Below are 17,375 nucleotides of genomic sequence, written 5' to 3'. Positions count from 1 at the left end.
CACTATCCAATCGCGCGATGCTTGGATAGTGCTCTTATCCATGGGAAGGCACAAGAGATGCGGCTGACGGAACTGAGCGAGCGCAGCGGCGTGTCGATCGCGACGATCAAGTACTACCTGCGTGAAGGGCTGTTGGCGCCCGGCCGCCGGATCAGCGCCACGACGGCCGAGTACGACGAGAGCCATCTGCGTCGGCTCCGCCTGGTGCGCGCGCTCATCCAGGTCGGCCGGGTTCGGGTGGCGACAGCCCGGGAGGTCCTGGGGCACATCGACGACGACTCCCTCGGCCGGACGATCCGGCTGGGCGCGGCCCTGTGGTCACTGCCGCAGGAACCCGAACCGGATGAACAGGACCCTGCCGTGCAGTCCGCGCGCCGCGAGGTGGACCGACTGCTGGAGGGACTGGGCTGGGAGACCGCCCGGGAGCTGAGCACCCTCTCCCCCGTGCACCGCTCCCTGGTGTCGGCGGTGGCCACGCTCATCCGGCTCGGCTATCCCTGGGACGCCGAACTCATGACGCCGTACGCGCGGTTGATGCACCAGGCGGCCGTCCGTGACCTGGACTTCGTGGAGAAGCACCCCTCGGAGGAGGAGAAGGTCGAGACGGCGGTCGCGGCGACGATCCTCTTCGAGCCGGTACTGAAGGCGCTGCATCGGCTGGCCCAGGAGGAGGAGTCGGCGCGGCGGTACGGCATCGAGTGAGCGGGAACGCCGATGGGCCCCCACCGGAGTGAAGGCCCATCGGACTGCGTACCCCCGACCGGATTCGAACCGGCGCTACCGCCTTGAGAGGGCGGCGTGCTAGGCCGCTACACAACGGGGGCAAGGATCACAAGCGATCCAGCTGGGCTACCAGGACTCGAACCTAGAACAACGGAACCAGAAACCGTCGTGTTGCCAATTACACCATAGCCCAATAGTGGTCTAGACCACTCAGTACCCCCGACCGGATTCGAACCGGCGCTACCGCCTTGAGAGGGCGGCGTGCTAGGCCGCTACACAACGGGGGCCCTAGCGATCCTGCATGAGAGTCAGCGGGTGCGACCCGGACTGTCCCCCTGAGAAGGATCTGTACCCCCGACCGGATTCGAACCGGCGCTACCGCCTTGAGAGGGCGGCGTGCTAGGCCGCTACACAACGGGGGCCTTGCAGAGTTGGTCTCTGCGGTTGCAGATGAGCTCTGCGAGCTGGCCTACCAGGACTCGAACCTAGACTAACGGAACCAGAAACCGTCGTGCTGCCAATTACACCATAGGCCACTGAAACGCAACCCCGTGGGGTTTTTGTTTTAGCTTGCGCCTCCGGTTTCCGGACCTTTCGGCCCGCTTTCCGGCGGCGCAGGAAGAACATTACCTGAAGGTGGACGGCGCTCCAAAACGGGTATGCGTGTCGAGGATCGAGGAAAGTTCGGCGAGCGACGCGATGCGGTGCAGTCCCGCGAGTGCGTCACCGCTGGTGTGCCCGCCGTCGCGGTCGATCCAGACCGACAGCAGGCCGGCGTCCGCGGCGCCGCGCCCGTCGATCTCCGGGTGGTCGCCGACGTACGCGACATGGTGCGGGGCGAGTTCCAGGGCCTCGCAGGCCGCGTGGAAGGCCTGGGCGTCCGGCTTGGAGACGCCGAGCTCGGCGGCGCACAGGACCGCCTCGAAGCGGTCGCGCACCCCGAGGACGCGCAGCTTGCGATCCTGGACGAGGAGACTGGAGTTGGACAGCACCCCGTGCCGGTGGCTGGTGGCCAGGGTGTCCAGTGCGGGCAGGACGTCCGGGAAGAGGGCCCAGGCGGCCTCGTAGTGCACGAGGTAGCGCTCGAACCACGCGTCGGCCTCGGCGTCGGTCAGCTCCTGACCGAGGAAGACCCGGACGCGGTCTCGGCGCTGTCCTTCGAAGTCGGTCTCCCCCGCCGCGAATCGCGCCCACTGCCGGTCGGTGATCTCCCGCCAGCGCACCAAGGCCTGTTGCACGGTCTCGTGGCCGTCGAGCAGTTCCTCCGCCACCAGGTGTCCGCGCATCCCGTCCCGGTCCGCGGTGGTGTAGTCGAAGAGGGTGTCGTCCACGTCCCAGATCACGGCCTTGATGGTCATGGTCCGACCGTAACCCGTACACAAAGGGGGCGGCGCCCGAACCGGACGCCGCCCCCTCCGTCATCCACCTACAGCTTCGCCAGTGCCGCGTCGATGCGCGCCAGCGTCTTGTCCTTGCCCAGGATCTCCAGGGACTCGAAGAGCGGCAGGCCGATCGTGCGGCCGGTGACGGCGACGCGGACCGGGGCCTGGGCCTTGCCTAGCTTGAGGCCGTGCTCCTCACCGGCGGCCAGGACGGCCTCCTTCAGCGACTCGGGCGAGGACCAGTCGGCCGTCTCGAGCTTCTCCCGGACCGTACGCAGGAGGGCGTCCGAGCCCTCCTTCATGGCCTTCGTCCAGGAGGCCTCGTCGAAGGCCGGCTCCGGCAGGAACAGGAAGTCGACGTTGTCCGTGATCTCGGAGAGGACCTTCATCCGGGACTGCGCGTGCGGGGCGATCAACTGCCACTTCGCCTCGTCGAAGTCCTCCGGCGCCCACGGGGCGAAGGGGGCCTTGAGCCAGGGGGCGCAGCGCTCGGTGAAGTCCTTCACGTCGAGCATGCGGATGTGGTCGGCGTTGATCGCCTCGGCCTTCTTGAGGTCGAAGCGGGCCGGGTTCGGGTTCACGTCCGCGACGTCGAAGGCGGCGACCATCTCGTCGATGGCGAAGATGTCGCGGTCCGCCGAGAGCGACCAGCCAAGGAGGGAGAGGTAGTTGAGCAGGCCCTCCGGAAGGAAACCGCGCTCCCTGTAGAGGTTGAGCGAGGCCTGCGGGTCGCGCTTGGAGAGCTTCTTGTTGCCCTCGCCCATCACGTACGGGAGGTGGCCGAAGGCGGGGACCGACTTCGCGATACCCAGCTCGATCAGCGCCTTGTAGAGGGCGATCTGGCGCGGGGTGGAGGACAGCAGGTCCTCGCCGCGCAGGACGTGGGTGATCTCCATCAGGGCGTCGTCGATCGGGTTCACGAGCGTATAGAGGGGTGCTCCATTGGCTCGTACGATCCCGTAGTCCGGCACGTTCTCCGGGAGGTACGTGATCTCGCCGCGGACCAGGTCCGTGAAGGTGATCGCCTCGTCGGGCATCCGGAAGCGGACGATGGAGGTGCGGCCCTCGGCCTCGTACGCGGCCTTCTGCTCGGCGGTCAGGTCGCGGCAGTGGCCGTCGTAGCCGGACGGCTTGCCGGCGGCGCGGGCGGCGTCGCGGCGGGCGTCCAGCTCCTCGGTCGAGCAGTAGCAGTGGTACGCGTGGCCCGCGTCCAGGAGCTTCTGTGCAACGTCCTTGTAGATGTCCATGCGCTGCGACTGGCGGTACGGCGCGTGGGGGCCGCCGATCTCGGGGCCCTCGTCCCAGTCGAAGCCCAGCCAGCGCATCGAGTCGAGCAGCTGGGTGTACGACTCCTCGGAGTCGCGGGCCGCGTCCGTGTCCTCGATGCGGAAGACCAGGGTGCCTTCGTTGTGCCGGGCGAACGCCCAGTTGAACAGGGCGGTGCGGACCAGGCCCACGTGGGGGTTGCCGGTCGGGGACGGACAGAAACGTACGCGGGGGGGCACCCCCTGTCCGAGCGGAGTCGAGGACTTGGGGGAGTTCGCGTTAGCCACGCTTGATCACCTTGTTGGTGAGAGTGCCGATGCCTTCGATGGTGACGGCGACCTCGTCGCCGACGTTCAGGGGGCCGACCCCAGCCGGGGTGCCGGTGAGGATCACGTCGCCGGGGAGCAGCGTCATGGCCTCGGTGATGTTGACGATCAGGTCCTCGATGGAGTGGATCATCTCGCTGGTGCGGCCGAGCTGGCGCTGTTGGCCGTTGACCGTGCACTGGATGGTGATGCCCTCGGCGATCGCGGTGAGGTCGAGGTCCGTCTCCACCCAGGGGCCGAGCGGGCAGGAGTTGTCGAAGCCCTTGGCCCGGGCCCACTGCTTCTCGCGCTTTTGGACATCACGTGCGGTGACGTCATTGGCGCAGGTGTAGCCGAGGATGACGTCCTTGACGCGCTCGCGCGGGACCTCGCGGCACATCCGGCCGATGACCACGGCGAGCTCGGCCTCGTGGTGCAGCTCGCTGGAGAAGGAGGGGTACTGGATGTCGTCGCCGGGGCCGATCACCGAGGTGGACGGCTTGAAGAAGGCGAACGGGGCGTCGGGCACCTCGTTGCCGAGTTCCTTCGCGTGCTCCGCGTAGTTGCGGCCGAAGGCCACGACCTTGTTGGGGAGCACCGGCGGCAGCAGCCGCACCTTGCTCAGCGGGACCTTCGTACCGGAGAGCTCGAAGTCCGCGAACGGGATGCCCTTGATGATGTCGAGGACGAGCTCGTCCGGCTTGTCGCCCTCGACCGCGCCGAATGCGACGTTGCCGTCGATGGAAAACCTGGCGATGCGCACGGGATCCTTGCGCCCCTCACTGAGCTGGCTGGAGTCTGACGCTCCAGGCTAACGCGGAGAGGGGTGCGGGCTTCGCGTATGTCCCGTCGGCACGGTGAGCGAGTCCGCCGGCGCGGCGAGCGAGCGGTGGCCTGTGCGCGTACTACTCCGCGACGGAGGCCGTGACCGGGGCTTCCATGAGGATGGTCCGCCGGGGGTTGGCGGTCTGGGCGGGGAGGTCGATCGAGTGCTCCGGCTGCTCCGGCGTCCGCAGCGCCTCGGCGTCCTCGAGGTGCGCCAGCGTGGTGCGTCGCGGGTTGGCTATGTTGCGGAACATCATCGTCGTCTTCACTGTTGTACTCGACCTCTGTCTTGCCGGGCGCCTGGCGGGCTCAAGAGCCTCCGCGTAGGCACGGGTTGTCGGATTTGCCATCCCTGTAAAGCGCCAGGCTAAACATGCAATTCCCGTGTGAAGCCGTGAAGACCTCGCGATCATCGTGTGAGTTTGCTCACTCACTGGTAGGCAAACCGGTCAATTCAGGCCGCCAACCCTCCTCGGCGAAACGGACATTGCTTAACTGAAGCCAACATTCCGCTCCTGATCATCGCGACTGGGACACCCCGCACACGCCAACGGCTCGCAGGCATACGTCCGTTATGTACTACATCGTTTTCTACGTCTTGTGACGCGCCCCTCACAACGTGTCACGAAGGTCACGGCCTGGCCCATGGCCCTTGTTGGAGATCCGGCACTGTGCTGGAATTCCTCGGACCGCCGCAGGAACGAACCGGCGCGCAGGGGGCGCGACTCAGCGCCGAGTGGCGGCGGGAAGGGGAAGCAGCGCCGGTCACTCACGACCACACCAGGGGGCGCGTCTGCGCCCCTGAACGACGCCGACACCGTCCCGCCGCTTCCACGGAGGGACGCCTGGTCCAGAGGTTGCGACGCTAGTGCAGGGACGTTTCAAGAGGGATGGCAGCGCTTCGGCGGAGCCGGAGCCGCAAGGCGGGACCGAGCGCGGTTCCTCGCCCCAGCACGCCCAGAACCCGGGACAGTCGGAGGTCGGCGGCAGCGGTGAACGCTCCGCGCGCCCCGGCGCGACAGCTCCCGCCACACCGCCCGCGAAGCCGACGGGCCCCAGCGGCCCCGGCTCCCGAATAGCCCTGCGCAACTGGCGCATCTCCACGCGTCTGGTCTCGCTGCTCGCGCTCCCCGTGGTGGCCGCGACCACCCTGGGTGGACTGCGTATCAGCCAGTCCATGGACGACATCCAGCAGCTCGACAACATGAAGCTGCTGACGGACATGACCAAGCAGGCGACCGAGCTCGCCGCCGCGCTCCAGAAGGAGCGTGACCAGTCGGCGGGCCCGCTCGCGCACGGCGCGACGCCCACCGACTACACGGTCAAGAGCGTCCGCGACGCGACGGACAACGCCCGCAAGCAGTTCATCGCGGGCACCCAGGAGGTCGACGACGCCAGCGCGAGCGGACAGCTCACCGGCGTCCGCGATAGCCTCGTCGCCATCGCGAGCGAGCTGAACAAGCTCAGCACCATCCGCAACGGCGCCTACAGCGACTCCCGGAACTCCTCCCAGACGGTCGACGGGTACCACCGCCTCATCGCCCAACTGATCGACCTCTCGCAGGACATGGCGCAGGCGACCAGCAACCCGGAGATGATCACGCGCACCCGCGCTCTGTCCGCCTTCTCCTCCGCCAAGGAATACGCCTCCATCCAGCGCGCCGTCATCGGCGCCGCGCTGCCCGAGGACAAAGACGTCTTCGGCAAGCTGTCCGAGAACGACCGGCTGTACGCGAAGTCTGCGAAGGACAGCGAGACCTCCGAACGCACCAGCTTCGCCAGCATCTACGGCGCCGGGGCAGAAGACCTCACCAAGCCCATCGACCAGGGCAACCCGACCATCCAGTCCGCCGACCAGTACGCCAAGCGCATACTCGACTCGAAGGACGGTCTGAGCACCCAGGACAAGCGCTCGTACAAGGACTGGGTCGACGACGACTCCGCCAAGATCGAGCAGATGTCGAAGATCGAGCTGACGCTGCTCAACCAGATGGAGCAGAAGGCCCGTGAGCTGCGCAACGAGTCGCAGCGCGAAGCGATCATCTCCGGTGCGCTGATCCTGCTGGTCCTCGGTGTCTCGCTCGTGGGCGCCTTCGTCGTGGCCCGGTCCATGATCCGCTCGCTGCGCCGGCTGCAGGACACCGCGACCAAGGTCGCCCAGGACCGTCTGCCCGAGCTGGTCAAGCAGCTCTCCGAGTCCGACCCGCAGGACGTCGACACCTCCGTCGAGTCCGTCGGTGTGCACTCCCGGGACGAGATCGGCCAGGTGGCCGCGGCCTTCGACGACGTGCACCGCGAGGCCGTGCGACTCGCCGCCGAGCAGGCCCTGCTGCGGGGCAACGTCAACGCGATGTTCACTAACCTCTCGCGCCGCTCCCAGGGCCTCATCCAGCGTCAGCTCTCGCTCATCTCCGAACTGGAGTCCCGCGAGGCCGACCCGGACCAGCTGTCCTCCCTGTTCAAGCTTGACCACCTCGCGACCCGCATGCGTCGTAACGGTGAGAACCTCCTCGTTCTCGCCGGTGAAGAGCCCGGCCGCCGCTGGACCCGCCCGGTCCCACTGGTCGACGTGCTCCGCGCCGCCGCCTCCGAGGTGGAGCAGTACGAGCGCATCGAGCTGGCCTCGGTCCCCGCGACCCAGGTCGCGGGCCGGGTCGTCAACGACCTCGTGCACCTGCTCGCCGAGCTCCTCGAGAACGCCACCTCGTTCTCCTCCCCGCAGACCAAGGTCAAGGTCACCGGTCACGCGCTGCCCGACGGCCGCGTGCTGATCGAGATCCACGACACCGGTATCGGCCTGTCCCCCGAGGACCTCGCCGCGATCAACGAGCGGCTCGCCTCGCCGCCCACCGTGGACGTCTCCGTCTCCCGGCGCATGGGCCTCTTCGTGGTCGGTCGTCTGTCGCAGCGCCACGGCATCCGCATCCAGCTGCGTCCGTCCGACTCGGGTGGCACCACCGCGCTCGTCATGCTCCCCGTCGATGTCGCCCAGGGCGGCAAGAAGGCTCCGGGCAAGCCGGGCCAGGGCGCTCCCGCCTCCGGCGGTCCGGCCGCCGCGCAGGCCTCGGCCGGACTCGCCGCGGCCCGCCGCGGCGGTGGCCAGGGTGGCGGTCCGTCCCTCGGGGCGGGTGCCCCCGCCGCAGGTGGCGGTCTCCTCGGTGCTCCGCCGCAGCGCGGGCAGGTCGGTGCGGGGCAGGGTCCGCGGGCCGCGCTGCCCGGCGGCAACCAGGGCGGTCGCCCGGGTGCGCCGGGTGGAGCGCGTGGGCCGCAGGGTCCGGGAGGCAATCCGCAGCAGGGCAGGCCGGCCCCGTCCGGTGGCGGTCTCTTCGGGCAGAGCCCGTCGGGCGCCCCGCAGGGCCTTCAGTCCGCCGGACCCGGTGCGCCCCAGAGCTTCGGCGACGGACCCGGCGCCCGCCAGGGCGGCTTCGACTTCAGTGACAGCTCCCCCGCGGCCGCACCTCCGCAGCAGCCGCAGCCGTCGGGCAACAAGGGCGGCGGCCGTCGCAGGCCGCAGCTCCCGGGGCGCGGTGGCCCGCGTGCCGAGCTGCCCGGTGGCAGCCCGCAGCAGTCCAGGCCGAGCTGGAGCGACGAGAACGCGCAGCCGCCCGTGCCGCGCGCGTCCCTCGACGCCCCGCGCGGTCACGAGGAGCCCGACGCCACTTCGCGCATGCCGCGGATCGACGACCGGCAGGGCCCGGGGGCGACCTCGGAGATGCCACGCATCGACAACCGTCAGGGCCCCGGTGCTCCGGCCTCCGCCGCTGCCACCTCGGAGTTCGCCCGCCCCGACTTCGACGCCCCGCGCCCCGGCACGAACGCGCCGCAGAACGCCGGGCAGAACTCGGGTCAGTTCGTCCGTCCGGACGTCTTCAGCTCCGGGAGCACCGCTCCGGCCGGCCACAACCCGTCCACCACGGGCCAGTTCGCCGCCCCCGGTTACGGCAACGGCCAGGACCCTTCGTCCACCGGCCAGTTCGCGACGCCCGGCTACAACAACTCCCAGGACCCGTCGTCCACAGGCCAGTTCGCACGGCCGGGTTACAGCAACGGGCAGGACCCCTCGTCCCCCGGCCAGTTCGCGACGCCCGGCTACGGCAACCGCCAGGACCCGTCGTCCACCGGGCAGTTCCAGCAGCCGCAGGCCCCGCAGCGGCCCGCGCGTCCGCAGCAGCCCGAGGCGTTGCCGCCGGCGACCGGCCCGGGTGACGGACGGACGCCGCTGTACGACACGCTGGAGACCAACTGGTTCCACGGTCAGGCGAACGGTTCCCAGAACGGCGCTCACAACGGCCCGCAGAACGGCGCCCACAACGGCGTCCACAACAACGGCTCGCAGGCTCCGCAGCAACAGCCGCAGACCCCCGCGACCCCTCAGCACCGGCCGGCCGCCGCACAGGCCCCCACCTCCTGGCGCAGCACGCCGAACGACGACCTCGTCCGGCAGGCAGAACGCGTCCGTCAGCCGTCGGCGGGTGGGGTCACCACCTCAGGCCTGCCGCGCCGCGTCCCGCGAGCCAACCTCGTCGCGGGCACGGCACAGCAGCAACAGCACCAAAGCGGTCCGCAGGTCTCACGTGCGCCCGATGACGTACGCGGCCGGCTGACCAATCTCCGTCGGGGCATTCAGCAGGGTCGCCAGGCCGGTACCGGCCAGACCGGCAGCTTCCCCAGCCCCACTCACCAGCAGGAGCGTTAGTTGAGTCAGATGAGCCAGGCCGCACAGAACCTGAACTGGTTGATCACCAACTTCGTGGACAACACCCCCGGGGTGTCCCACACCGTCGTCGTGTCCGCCGACGGGCTCCTTCTGGCGATGTCCGAAGGCTTCCCGCGCGATCGCGCCGACCAGCTCGCGGCCGTCGCCTCGGGGCTCACCTCGTTGACCGCCGGGGCATCCCGGATCTTCGAGGGCGGCACGGTGGCACAGACGGTTGTCGAGATGGAGCGCGGTTTCCTCTTCCTCATGTCTGTTTCGGATGGATCGTCCCTTGCGGTCCTCTCCCACCCGGAATGCGACATCGGCCTCGTCGGCTACGAGATGGCGCTGCTCGTCGACCGTGCAGGCGCCGTACTCACGCCGGACCTGCGCGCCGAGCTACAGGGAAGTCTGCTCCACTGAACCCCCTGGGTTCCAGAGAAAGCACGAAATCACCGTCCGGCCGCCACAATCCCCCCACCGGCCCCATCCAGACGGCACGACTGACCCACCTGCTGTCCCGCCCGGAGGATTAATGACACCGCCCACCGCCTCTCATGATCCGTACGCACAGCCGTACGAGGACGAGGGCGACCAGCCGCTGGTACGTCCGTACGCGATGACCGGCGGCCGGACCAGGCCGCGGTACCAACTCGCCATCGAGGCGCTGATCAGCACTACGGCCGACCCCGCGCAGTTGATGGGGCTGCTCCCCGAGCACCAGCGAATCTGCCACCTGTGCCGTGAGGTCAAGTCGGTAGCAGAGGTGTCGGCCCTCCTGTCCATGCCGCTGGGTGTGGCCAGGATCCTCGTCGCGGACCTCGCAGAGGCCGGACTCGTCGCCATTCACCAGCCTGGCGGCGATGAGAACAACGGCGGCGCGCCGGACGTGACTTTGCTCGAAAGGGTGCTCAGTGGACTTCGCAAGCTCTGACGGAGGTCGGACGACCACCTCCGCGAAGATCGTGGTGGCGGGTGGCTTCGGCGTGGGCAAGACCACGTTCGTCGGCGCCGTCTCGGAGATCAACCCGCTGCGCACGGAGGCCGTCATGACGTCCGCGTCCGCGGGCATCGACGACCTCACCCACACCGGGGACAAGACCACCACCACGGTGGCCATGGACTTCGGCCGCATCACCCTCGACCAGGACCTGATCCTGTACCTCTTCGGTACTCCTGGTCAGGACCGCTTCTGGTTCATGTGGGACGACCTGGTCCGCGGCGCCATCGGTGCCGTGGTCCTGGTGGACACCCGCCGTCTCGCCGACTGCTTCCCGGCGGTCGACTACTTCGAGAACTCCGGGCTGCCGTTCGTCATCGCCCTCAACGGCTTCGACGGACACCAGCCCTACAACCCCGAAGAGGTGCGCGAGGCGCTGCAGATCGGTCCGGACGCGCCGATCATCACGACGGACGCCCGGCACCGCGCGGATGCCAAGAGTGCGCTGATCACGCTGGTCGAACACGCTCTCATGGCACGTCTCAGGTAGCACTCAAGTCGACAGTTGCATAAGGCAGTTGTCGTAGACGCTCTGGAGCCGGCTGTGTCCTTTGACACGGTCGGCCTCAGTGTTCATAACGTTTCGACATTGGATTCCACGGGCATCGACACGCATCGCGGTCACCCGGTGCCGCTGCGCTCACAAAAGCCCCGCCTTTTGGCGGGGCTCGCTCTTTATGACCGTTTTATCTGGGGTATCCGTCACCCGGAACCATCGGTTCCGAGTGTTTGGAACGGCGCCGCCTGACGTGCTGGAATGCGCTGAACTGCCCGGTAGACAAGGGCGCTGGACACACCGCGGCACAACGTAGGTGCCGACGCCGAGAGGTTGTTGGTCGAGTGAGGCGAAGCAAGAACGGTCCCGAGCCGTCGGCACGGGGCAACTTCACCCCGCCGCCGCGCGGAGCGGCGCCCGTACAGGTGCCTGCCCCTGAGCCCCCACCGGCGCCCGCGCCGAGCGGCGGCCGTCTGTCCCCCCGCAACTGGCGTGTGCCCACCAGGCTGAACGCGATCCTGCTCATACCCGTGCTGGTCGGCCTCGTCATGGGCGGCTTCCAGGTGAAGGGCTCGATCGACACCTGGCAGGAGGCCCGCGACGCCGAGAAGGTGGCGAAGGTCGTGGCGGCCGCCGGCGCATACGCCGAGGCCATGCTGAACGAGCGCGACATCTCCGCCGAGCCTCTGCTGCTGGGCGATCGGAACGACGCGACGGTCAAGAAGGCTCGTGCCCTCACCGATGAGAAGGCCGACGCCTTCCACCAAGAAGTCATCGGGATGCCGGAAACGGACGGGCTCAAGCGGCGACTGAGCCTGGTGGAGAAGGCCGAGCCTCAGCTCGAGCAGATCCGCAAAACGGCGTTCACGAAGTCCATGGAGCCGGTGCAGACCGAAGAGGGCTACGTCGCCATCGAGCACCTGCTCATGGAGTTCTCGAACGAGTTGGGCCTCGGCACCGGCAACATCACGAGCTACGGCCGTACGGTGTACGCCATCGCGCTCGCCAAGGGCGCCGAGTCGCTGCAGCGCTCGATCGGTTCCCACCTGCTCGTGAAGCCCAGCACCAACCCGCAGAACCGCGCGCAGCAGCTCACCTCCTTCACGTCGTACGCCTACCTGGAGAACGTCGCTCTTCAGGAGTACGTCTCCGGTGGAACCGAGCAGGACGCCACCCGGCTCACCAGCGTGATGGAGGAGAAGACCGCGGAGGGCAAGAGCCGGCTCGCCGAGGCCAAGAGCAAGGCCGAGGCCGCGGGCCAGACCTTCGTGGCGCCGCCCGCGATGGACAAGATGGTCCAGGCGATCGCCAGTGGCGCCACGCCCACCGAGCTCGCCGCGAAGGGCATCACTCCCGCTACGTGGATGTCTGCCGCCACCCTCAAGTTCGAGGGCTACAGCGAGCTCGAGAGCGACCTCATCGACCGAGCGGTCACCGACGCCGGGTCCATCGCCTCCGACGCCCAGCGCGACGCCTACATCAACGGCGCCATCGTCGTCATCGCCCTGCTCGCCGCGTTCATCCTCGCCGGGATCATGGCACGCCAGATGAGCACCTCCATGCGCCAGCTGCGCAACGCGGCCTTCAGTGTTGCCGAGCAGCGTCTGCCGATGCTGGTCGACCAGCTCTCGCGCACGGACCCGGGCCGCGTCGACACCCGTGTCACGCCCATCCCGATCACCACCACGGACGAGATCGGCGAAGTCGCCCGCGCCTTCGACCAGGTCCACCGTGAGGCGGTCCGACTGGCCGCCGAGCAGGCGCTCCTGCGAGGCAACATCAACGCGATCTTCACCAACCTGTCGCGCCGCAACCAGTCGCTGATCGAGGGCCAGCTGACCCTGATCACCGACCTGGAGAACAACGAGGCCGACCCGGACCAGCTGGAGAACCTCTTCCGTCTGGACCACCTCGCGACCCGTATGCGCCGCAACGGCGAGAACCTCCTGGTCCTCGCCGGCGAGGAGCCCGGCCGCCGCTGGGACCAGCCGGTGCCCCTCGTGGACGTCCTGCGCGCCGCCTCCTCCGAGGTGGAGCAGTACGAGCGCATCGAGCTCTCCGGCGTCCCGGAGGCCGAGATCCACGGCCGCGCCGTGACCGACCTCGTGCACCTGCTCGCCGAGCTGCTGGAGAACGCCACCACGTTCTCCTCCCCGCAGACCAAGGTTCGCGTGACCGCAACCCGTCTCCCCGACGGTCGGATCATGGTCGAGATTCACGACAAGGGCATCGGTCTCACCGCCGAGGACTTCGCCGACATCAACCACAAGCTGGCCAACCCGCCGACCGTGGACGCCGCGATCTCGCAGCGCATGGGTCTGTTCGTGGTCGGCCGACTGTCCGACCGGCACGGCATCCGCGTCCAGCTCCGCCCCTCCGGCGAGCAGGCCGGTACGACCTCCCTGGTCATGCTCCCCGACGCGATCACCCACGGTGGTGGCGGCGGCGAACAGCACCTTCAGCGTGACGAGTTCACCGTCTCGCAGATCATCCCGGAGCAGCAGGCCTTCCAGCCGGAGCAGGCCTTCCAGGCCCAGCAGCCGCTGCGCACCGCGGCCGAGCTCGGCTTCGACGACAGCCGCTACACGGAAGTCCCCGACGACATCCGCGAACTGGACCCCGTAGGCCGCTCGCTGATGCGCGAGGAGCGCCGTGCGGCCCTGGAGGCCCAGGCACAGGGCCAGCCGGAGGCCATCGAGCCCCCGCGGTACCAGGATGACTTCGAGGTGCCCCAGCAGGCCTACGACAACGGACAGCCGTCGTACGACAACGGCCGGCCCGCGTACGAGGAGCAGCAGGCGACGTACGACCAGCAGACGGCGTACGAGGAACCGCAGCAGGCGACGTACGACGAGTCGTACTTCCCGTCGAACGGCGGCTACCCGGAGCCCTCGTATGCGGAACCGGTCCAGGGGGAGCACTCCGGGGCCCGTGGCGCCGCGCAGGACGCCTTCTCCGGCTTCGAAAAGCCGTCCCACCAGGACGATTGGCCGCAGCAGGACGGGTACCAGAACGGTTACCGGTCCGAGTACGCTCCGGAAGCGGAATCCACGCAGGCCGCTGACGCAGGTGAGCAGGACCGCGTAGGCTTCAGCCGTCCGGGGCCGGCACCTTCCGCCCCGCACGCGCTGACTGACTCCGGGCTGCCGCGCCGCGGATCCGCCCCGAGCGGCACCAACGGCCAGCGGCCCGTCGGCCAGGGGTCCCAGGTATCGCCTGCGGCCACCCCGGGCAACGACGACTGGCGTTCGTCCAACGACGACCGCTGGCAGCGCGCCGAGCAGCTCAAGAAGCCCAAGGCGGGTGGAGTCACCTCTTCCGGCCTGCCGCGGCGGGTACCCAAGGCCAACCTGGTCGAGGGAACCGCGGAATCGACCCCACAGGGCGGCCCCCAGGTCTCCCGTGCTCCTGAGGACATCCGGGGCAGGCTGAGCAACCTGCGCCGCGGCGTGCAGCAGGGGCGCAATGCAGGTAGTGACACGAACGGCCAGGCCACCGGGAATCCTCGCGGTGGGCCTGACAGCACCTACAACCAGGAGCGTTAGTGTGAGCCCGATGAGCCAGGCGGCGCAGAACCTGAACTGGTTGATCACCAACTTCGTGGACAACACCCCTGGGGTGTCCCACACGGTGGTGGTCTCCGCCGACGGACTCCTTCTGGCGATGTCCGAAGGCTTTCCCCGTGACCGCGCCGACCAGCTCGCGGCCGTCGCGTCCGGTCTGACCTCGTTGACCGCGGGAGCTTCCCGCATCTTCGAGGGCGGCAGTGTGAACCAGACAGTTGTGGAGATGGAGCGAGGATTCCTCTTCATCATGTCCGTATCCGATGGTTCATCACTCGCGGTCCTTGCACACCCCGAAGCGGACATCGGCCTCATCGGGTACGAGATGGCCCTTCTGGTGGACCGTGCAGGTACGGTCCTGACCCCGGACCTTCGAGCGGAGCTCCAAGGGAGCCTTCTCAACTAGCAGACAGACCGTGCGTTTTGGTGTTCCGTGGCCGTAAGGTTTCGGGACGCGGTCCCACAGTGATGGGTACCCGGCACAGTCGGAGGAGGAGAAAGTGGCAACACCCCCAGGCGGTTCGTCTTCGGGCAACTGGTCGTACGGCCCCGGCCAGGGGCAGGGCCAGGGTGACGGTTCTCAGAACCCGAACCGGTTCAACTTCCCCTCCGCGCCCAGCCACCGTGGCCAGCCGTACGCGCCCCAGGGCCCCCAGGGTCCTGGTCCCTCGCCGTACGACCAGCCTTCGGCGCCGCGCATCCAGCCTGTGCAACCGCAGCGACGCACCCCAGAGGCGGCGCCCGCGGGGTCTTCGAACAACCCTCTGGTGCGCCCGTATGCCATGACGGGCGGCCGCACCAGGCCCCGCTACCAGCTCGCCATCGAGGCGCTGGTGCACACCACCGCACAACCGCACCAGATGCAGGGCCAGTTGCCCGAACATCAGCGGATCTGCAACCTCTGCCGGGAGATCAAGTCGGTGGCCGAAATCTCGGCGCTGCTGACGATCCCTCTCGGCGTGGCCAGGATTCTCGTCGCCGACTTGGCGGAGGCGGGCCTGGTCGCCATCCATCAGCCCGGCGGCGACGAGAACGCCGGCGGCCAGCCAGACGTGACTTTGCTCGAAAGGGTGCTCAGTGGACTTCGCAAGCTCTAGCGGAGGGCCTTCCCGCTCCACCACGTCCGCGAAGATCGTGGTGGCGGGCGGCTTCGGCGTGGGCAAGACCACGTTCGTCGGCGCCGTCTCGGAGATCAACCCGCTGCGCACCGAGGCCGTGATGACGTCTGCTTCCGCGGGCATCGACGACCTCACGCACACCGGAGACAAGACGACGACCACCGTCGCCATGGACTTCGGTCGTATCACCCTGGACCAGGACCTGATCCTGTACCTGTTCGGCACCCCCGGCCAGGACCGCTTCTGGTTCATGTGGGACGACCTGGTTCGCGGCGCCATCGGCGCCATCGTTCTGGTCGACACCCGCCGTCTCGCCGACTGCTTCCCCGCGGTCGACTACTTCGAGAACAGCGGGCTGCCGTTCGTCATCGCCCTCAACGGCTTCGACGGAAACCAGCCGTACAACCCGGAGGAAGTCCGGGAGGCGCTGCAGATCGGTCCGGACGCGCCGATCATCACTACGGACGCCCGGCACCGTGCGGACGCGAAGAGCGCGCTGATCACGCTGGTCGAGCACGCTCTCATGGCTCGCCTGCGCTAGCGCGTCCGCGCGACGAGCGCAGAAGGGGCGCCCTCTCCATTCCGGTGGAGAGGGCGCCCCTTTCTTTCGTGGGTCCCTTCGCAGGACCTTCCCTGGGGCCCTTCGTGGGACCTTTCGTGGGTCCCTTCGTAGGACCTTCCCTAGGGCCCTTTGTGGGACCTTTCGTAGGACAGGGAAAGGGCCCGCTCCTCAGGGAGCGGGCCCTTCCTCGTGCTTGAGCGGCGCAGCCTAGCCGTGCCAGCTGTGCGGGGCGCGGAAGCCCGGCTCGCGCTCCAGGCGACGCCAGCCGGCCTTCGCTCGGCCGCGGTGGGTCGGGGTGGTGTCCGGCTGGGCGGCGGCGCGGGCCAGGAGGATGGCCGCGATGGCGGCGACTTCCTCGGGCTCGGCGTGGCCCTTCTCAACGCGGATGTCAGGGGTGTCCATAGGTTTCAGTCTCCGTGAGAGAGGTTTCCGCGGCACTGCCGCGGAGGATCCGCAGGGTTACTGCGGGGGGTTGCCGTGCTTGCGGGAGGGCAGGTCGGCGTGCTTGGTGTGCAGCATCGCCAGTGAGCGGATGAGGACTTCGCGGGTTTCGGCGGGGTCGATGACGTCGTCGACCAGGCCGCGTTCGGCCGCGTAGTAGGGGTGCATGAGCTCGGCCTTGTACTCCTTGACCATGCGTACGCGCATGGCCTCGGGGTCGGCGGCCTCGGCGATCTGCCGGCGGAAGATGACGTTGGCCGCGCCCTCCGCGCCCATCACCGCGATCTCGTTCGTGGGCCAGGCGTAGGTGAGGTCGGCCCCGATGGACTGGCTGTCCATGACGATGTAGGCACCTCCGTACGCCTTCCTGAGGATGAGCGAGATCCGCGGCACCGTCGCGTTGCAGTACGCGTACAGCAGCTTCGCGCCGTGCCGGATGATCCCGCCGTGCTCCTGGTCCACACCGGGGAGGAACCCGGGGACGTCCAGGAGGGTGACGATCGGAATGTTGAAAGCGTCGCACATCTGGACAAAGCGCGCAGCTTTTTCCGAGGCCTCGATGTCCAGGACGCCGGCGAGGGTCTGCGGCTGGTTGGCGACGATGCCCACCACCTGGCCGTCCAGGCGGGCCAGCACGCACATGATGTTGCGGGCCCAGCGCTCGTGGACCTCGAGGTAGTCGCCGTCGTCGACGAGTTCCTCGATGACCTTCGCCATGTCGTACGGGCGGTTGCCGTCCGCCGGGACCAGGTCCAGCAGGATCTCGCCACGCCGGTCGGCCGGGTCCTCGGAGGCGACGCGCGGCGGGTTCTCGCGGTTGTTCTGCGGCAGCATCGACAGGAGGTAGCGCACCTCGGCGATGCAGGTCTCTTCGTCGTCGTACGCGAAGTGGCACACGCCGGAGGTCTCGGCGTGCACGTCCGCGCCGCCCAGGCCGTTCTGGGTGATCTCCTCGCCGGTGACCGCCTTGACGACGTCGGGGCCGGTGATGAACATCT

The 17,375-nt window shown here is 68.5% G+C and carries 15 protein-coding genes and 5 tRNA genes; 9 read left to right on the top strand and 11 right to left on the bottom strand.

Annotated elements, in window-relative coordinates:
- The first annotated feature begins 57 nt into the window (after nucleotides 1-57).
- Nucleotides 58-702 (top strand): MerR family transcriptional regulator, encoded by a 645-nt coding sequence (locus AB0D57_RS12085; RefSeq protein WP_362070655.1) that lies wholly within the window; start codon nucleotides 58-60, stop codon nucleotides 700-702.
- 49 nt (nucleotides 703-751) lie between these two features.
- Here AB0D57_RS12085 and AB0D57_RS12080 read toward each other — a convergent pair.
- The 9 genes from AB0D57_RS12080 to AB0D57_RS12040 all read right to left on the bottom strand — a co-directional run bounded on the left by AB0D57_RS12080 (nucleotide 752) and on the right by AB0D57_RS12040 (nucleotide 4,770).
- Nucleotides 752-824 (bottom strand) — tRNA-Glu (locus AB0D57_RS12080).
- Between the two features lie 20 nt (nucleotides 825-844).
- Nucleotides 845-916 (bottom strand) — tRNA-Gln (locus tag AB0D57_RS12075).
- 21 nt (nucleotides 917-937) lie between these two features.
- Nucleotides 938-1,010: transfer RNA gene (locus tag AB0D57_RS12070), tRNA-Glu, on the bottom strand.
- A gap of 62 nt (nucleotides 1,011-1,072) precedes the next feature.
- Nucleotides 1,073-1,145: transfer RNA gene (locus tag AB0D57_RS12065), tRNA-Glu, on the bottom strand.
- 42 nt (nucleotides 1,146-1,187) lie between these two features.
- Nucleotides 1,188-1,259: transfer RNA gene (locus tag AB0D57_RS12060), tRNA-Gln, on the bottom strand.
- A gap of 90 nt (nucleotides 1,260-1,349) precedes the next feature.
- A complete protein-coding gene (locus AB0D57_RS12055) occupies nucleotides 1,350-2,081 on the bottom strand; it encodes an HAD family hydrolase (RefSeq protein ID WP_362070653.1) in 732 nt (243 codons plus the stop codon).
- 68 nt (nucleotides 2,082-2,149) lie between these two features.
- On the bottom strand, nucleotides 2,150-3,658 hold the full coding sequence (gene gltX, locus AB0D57_RS12050; protein WP_362070651.1) for a glutamate--tRNA ligase: 1,509 nt from the start codon (nucleotides 3,656-3,658) through the stop codon (nucleotides 2,150-2,152).
- On the bottom strand, nucleotides 3,651-4,439 hold the full coding sequence (locus AB0D57_RS12045; protein WP_266430993.1) for a fumarylacetoacetate hydrolase family protein: 789 nt from the start codon (nucleotides 4,437-4,439) through the stop codon (nucleotides 3,651-3,653). The genes gltX and AB0D57_RS12045 overlap by 8 nt, the downstream gene beginning before the upstream one ends.
- A 142-nt stretch (nucleotides 4,440-4,581) precedes the next feature.
- Nucleotides 4,582-4,770, bottom strand: a complete 189-nt coding sequence (locus AB0D57_RS12040; RefSeq protein WP_362070649.1) for a hypothetical protein — start codon at nucleotides 4,768-4,770, stop codon at nucleotides 4,582-4,584.
- Between the two features lie 599 nt (nucleotides 4,771-5,369).
- On the opposite strand from AB0D57_RS12040, the gene AB0D57_RS12035 reads away from it, so the two are divergent.
- From AB0D57_RS12035 to AB0D57_RS12000, 8 genes are all read left to right on the top strand, one after another.
- On the top strand, nucleotides 5,370-9,197 hold the full coding sequence (locus AB0D57_RS12035; protein ID WP_362070647.1) for a nitrate- and nitrite sensing domain-containing protein: 3,828 nt from the start codon (nucleotides 5,370-5,372) through the stop codon (nucleotides 9,195-9,197).
- A gap of 9 nt (nucleotides 9,198-9,206) precedes the next feature.
- Complete coding sequence (locus tag AB0D57_RS12030) at nucleotides 9,207-9,620, top strand: roadblock/LC7 domain-containing protein (protein WP_010984127.1); 414 nt, start codon at nucleotides 9,207-9,209, stop codon at nucleotides 9,618-9,620.
- A gap of 112 nt (nucleotides 9,621-9,732) precedes the next feature.
- Nucleotides 9,733-10,131, top strand: a complete 399-nt coding sequence (locus AB0D57_RS12025; protein ID WP_095936861.1) for a DUF742 domain-containing protein — start codon at nucleotides 9,733-9,735, stop codon at nucleotides 10,129-10,131.
- On the top strand, nucleotides 10,112-10,687 hold the full coding sequence (locus AB0D57_RS12020) for an ATP/GTP-binding protein (RefSeq protein ID WP_054235412.1): 576 nt from the start codon (nucleotides 10,112-10,114) through the stop codon (nucleotides 10,685-10,687). Before AB0D57_RS12025 ends, AB0D57_RS12020 begins: the two co-directional genes overlap by 20 nt.
- Before the next feature lie 350 nt (nucleotides 10,688-11,037).
- Nucleotides 11,038-14,238, top strand: a complete 3,201-nt coding sequence (locus AB0D57_RS12015) for a nitrate- and nitrite sensing domain-containing protein (RefSeq protein WP_362070644.1) — start codon at nucleotides 11,038-11,040, stop codon at nucleotides 14,236-14,238.
- A 10-nt stretch (nucleotides 14,239-14,248) separates the two neighbouring features.
- Nucleotides 14,249-14,662 (top strand): roadblock/LC7 domain-containing protein, encoded by a 414-nt coding sequence (locus tag AB0D57_RS12010; RefSeq protein ID WP_005479603.1) that lies wholly within the window; start codon nucleotides 14,249-14,251, stop codon nucleotides 14,660-14,662.
- Between the two features lie 94 nt (nucleotides 14,663-14,756).
- Nucleotides 14,757-15,353 (top strand): DUF742 domain-containing protein, encoded by a 597-nt coding sequence (locus AB0D57_RS12005; protein ID WP_362070642.1) that lies wholly within the window; start codon nucleotides 14,757-14,759, stop codon nucleotides 15,351-15,353.
- Nucleotides 15,334-15,915, top strand: coding sequence for an ATP/GTP-binding protein (locus tag AB0D57_RS12000; RefSeq protein WP_103554950.1), 582 nt, complete (start codon nucleotides 15,334-15,336; stop codon nucleotides 15,913-15,915). The genes AB0D57_RS12005 and AB0D57_RS12000 overlap by 20 nt, the downstream gene beginning before the upstream one ends.
- 228 nt (nucleotides 15,916-16,143) lie before the next feature.
- On the opposite strand, the gene AB0D57_RS11995 is transcribed toward AB0D57_RS12000, so the two are convergent.
- Nucleotides 16,144-16,338 carry an acyl-CoA carboxylase epsilon subunit gene (locus AB0D57_RS11995; protein ID WP_362070639.1) on the bottom strand — a complete coding sequence of 65 codons (195 nt, stop codon included), beginning with the start codon at nucleotides 16,336-16,338 and terminating at the stop codon, nucleotides 16,144-16,146.
- Nucleotides 16,339-16,395: 57 nt separating this feature from the next.
- Nucleotides 16,396-17,375: carboxyl transferase domain-containing protein (locus AB0D57_RS11990; protein WP_362070637.1), on the bottom strand; the 980-nt coding region annotated here is incomplete at its 5' end.

The sequence above is a fragment of the Streptomyces sp. NPDC048275 genome, from assembly GCF_040652275.1.
Lineage (GTDB): Bacteria > Actinomycetota > Actinomycetes > Streptomycetales > Streptomycetaceae > Streptomyces.
Note: the sequence above shows the minus strand (reverse complement) of the source record. Positions and strands in the feature narration are given on the sequence as shown.

Coding starts and splice junctions, on each gene's coding strand:
- AB0D57_RS12085 (WP_362070655.1), top strand. CDS start 58: ATGCGGCTGACGGAACTGAGCGAGCGCAGCGGCGTGTCGATCGCGACG.
- AB0D57_RS12055 (WP_362070653.1), bottom strand. CDS start 2,081: ATGACCATCAAGGCCGTGATCTGGGACGTGGACGACACCCTCTTCGAC.
- AB0D57_RS12030 (WP_010984127.1), top strand. CDS start 9,207: ATGAGCCAGGCCGCACAGAACCTGAACTGGTTGATCACCAACTTCGTG.
- AB0D57_RS12025 (WP_095936861.1), top strand. CDS start 9,733: ATGACACCGCCCACCGCCTCTCATGATCCGTACGCACAGCCGTACGAG.
- AB0D57_RS12010 (WP_005479603.1), top strand. CDS start 14,249: ATGAGCCAGGCGGCGCAGAACCTGAACTGGTTGATCACCAACTTCGTG.
- AB0D57_RS11995 (WP_362070639.1), bottom strand. CDS start 16,338: ATGGACACCCCTGACATCCGCGTTGAGAAGGGCCACGCCGAGCCCGAG.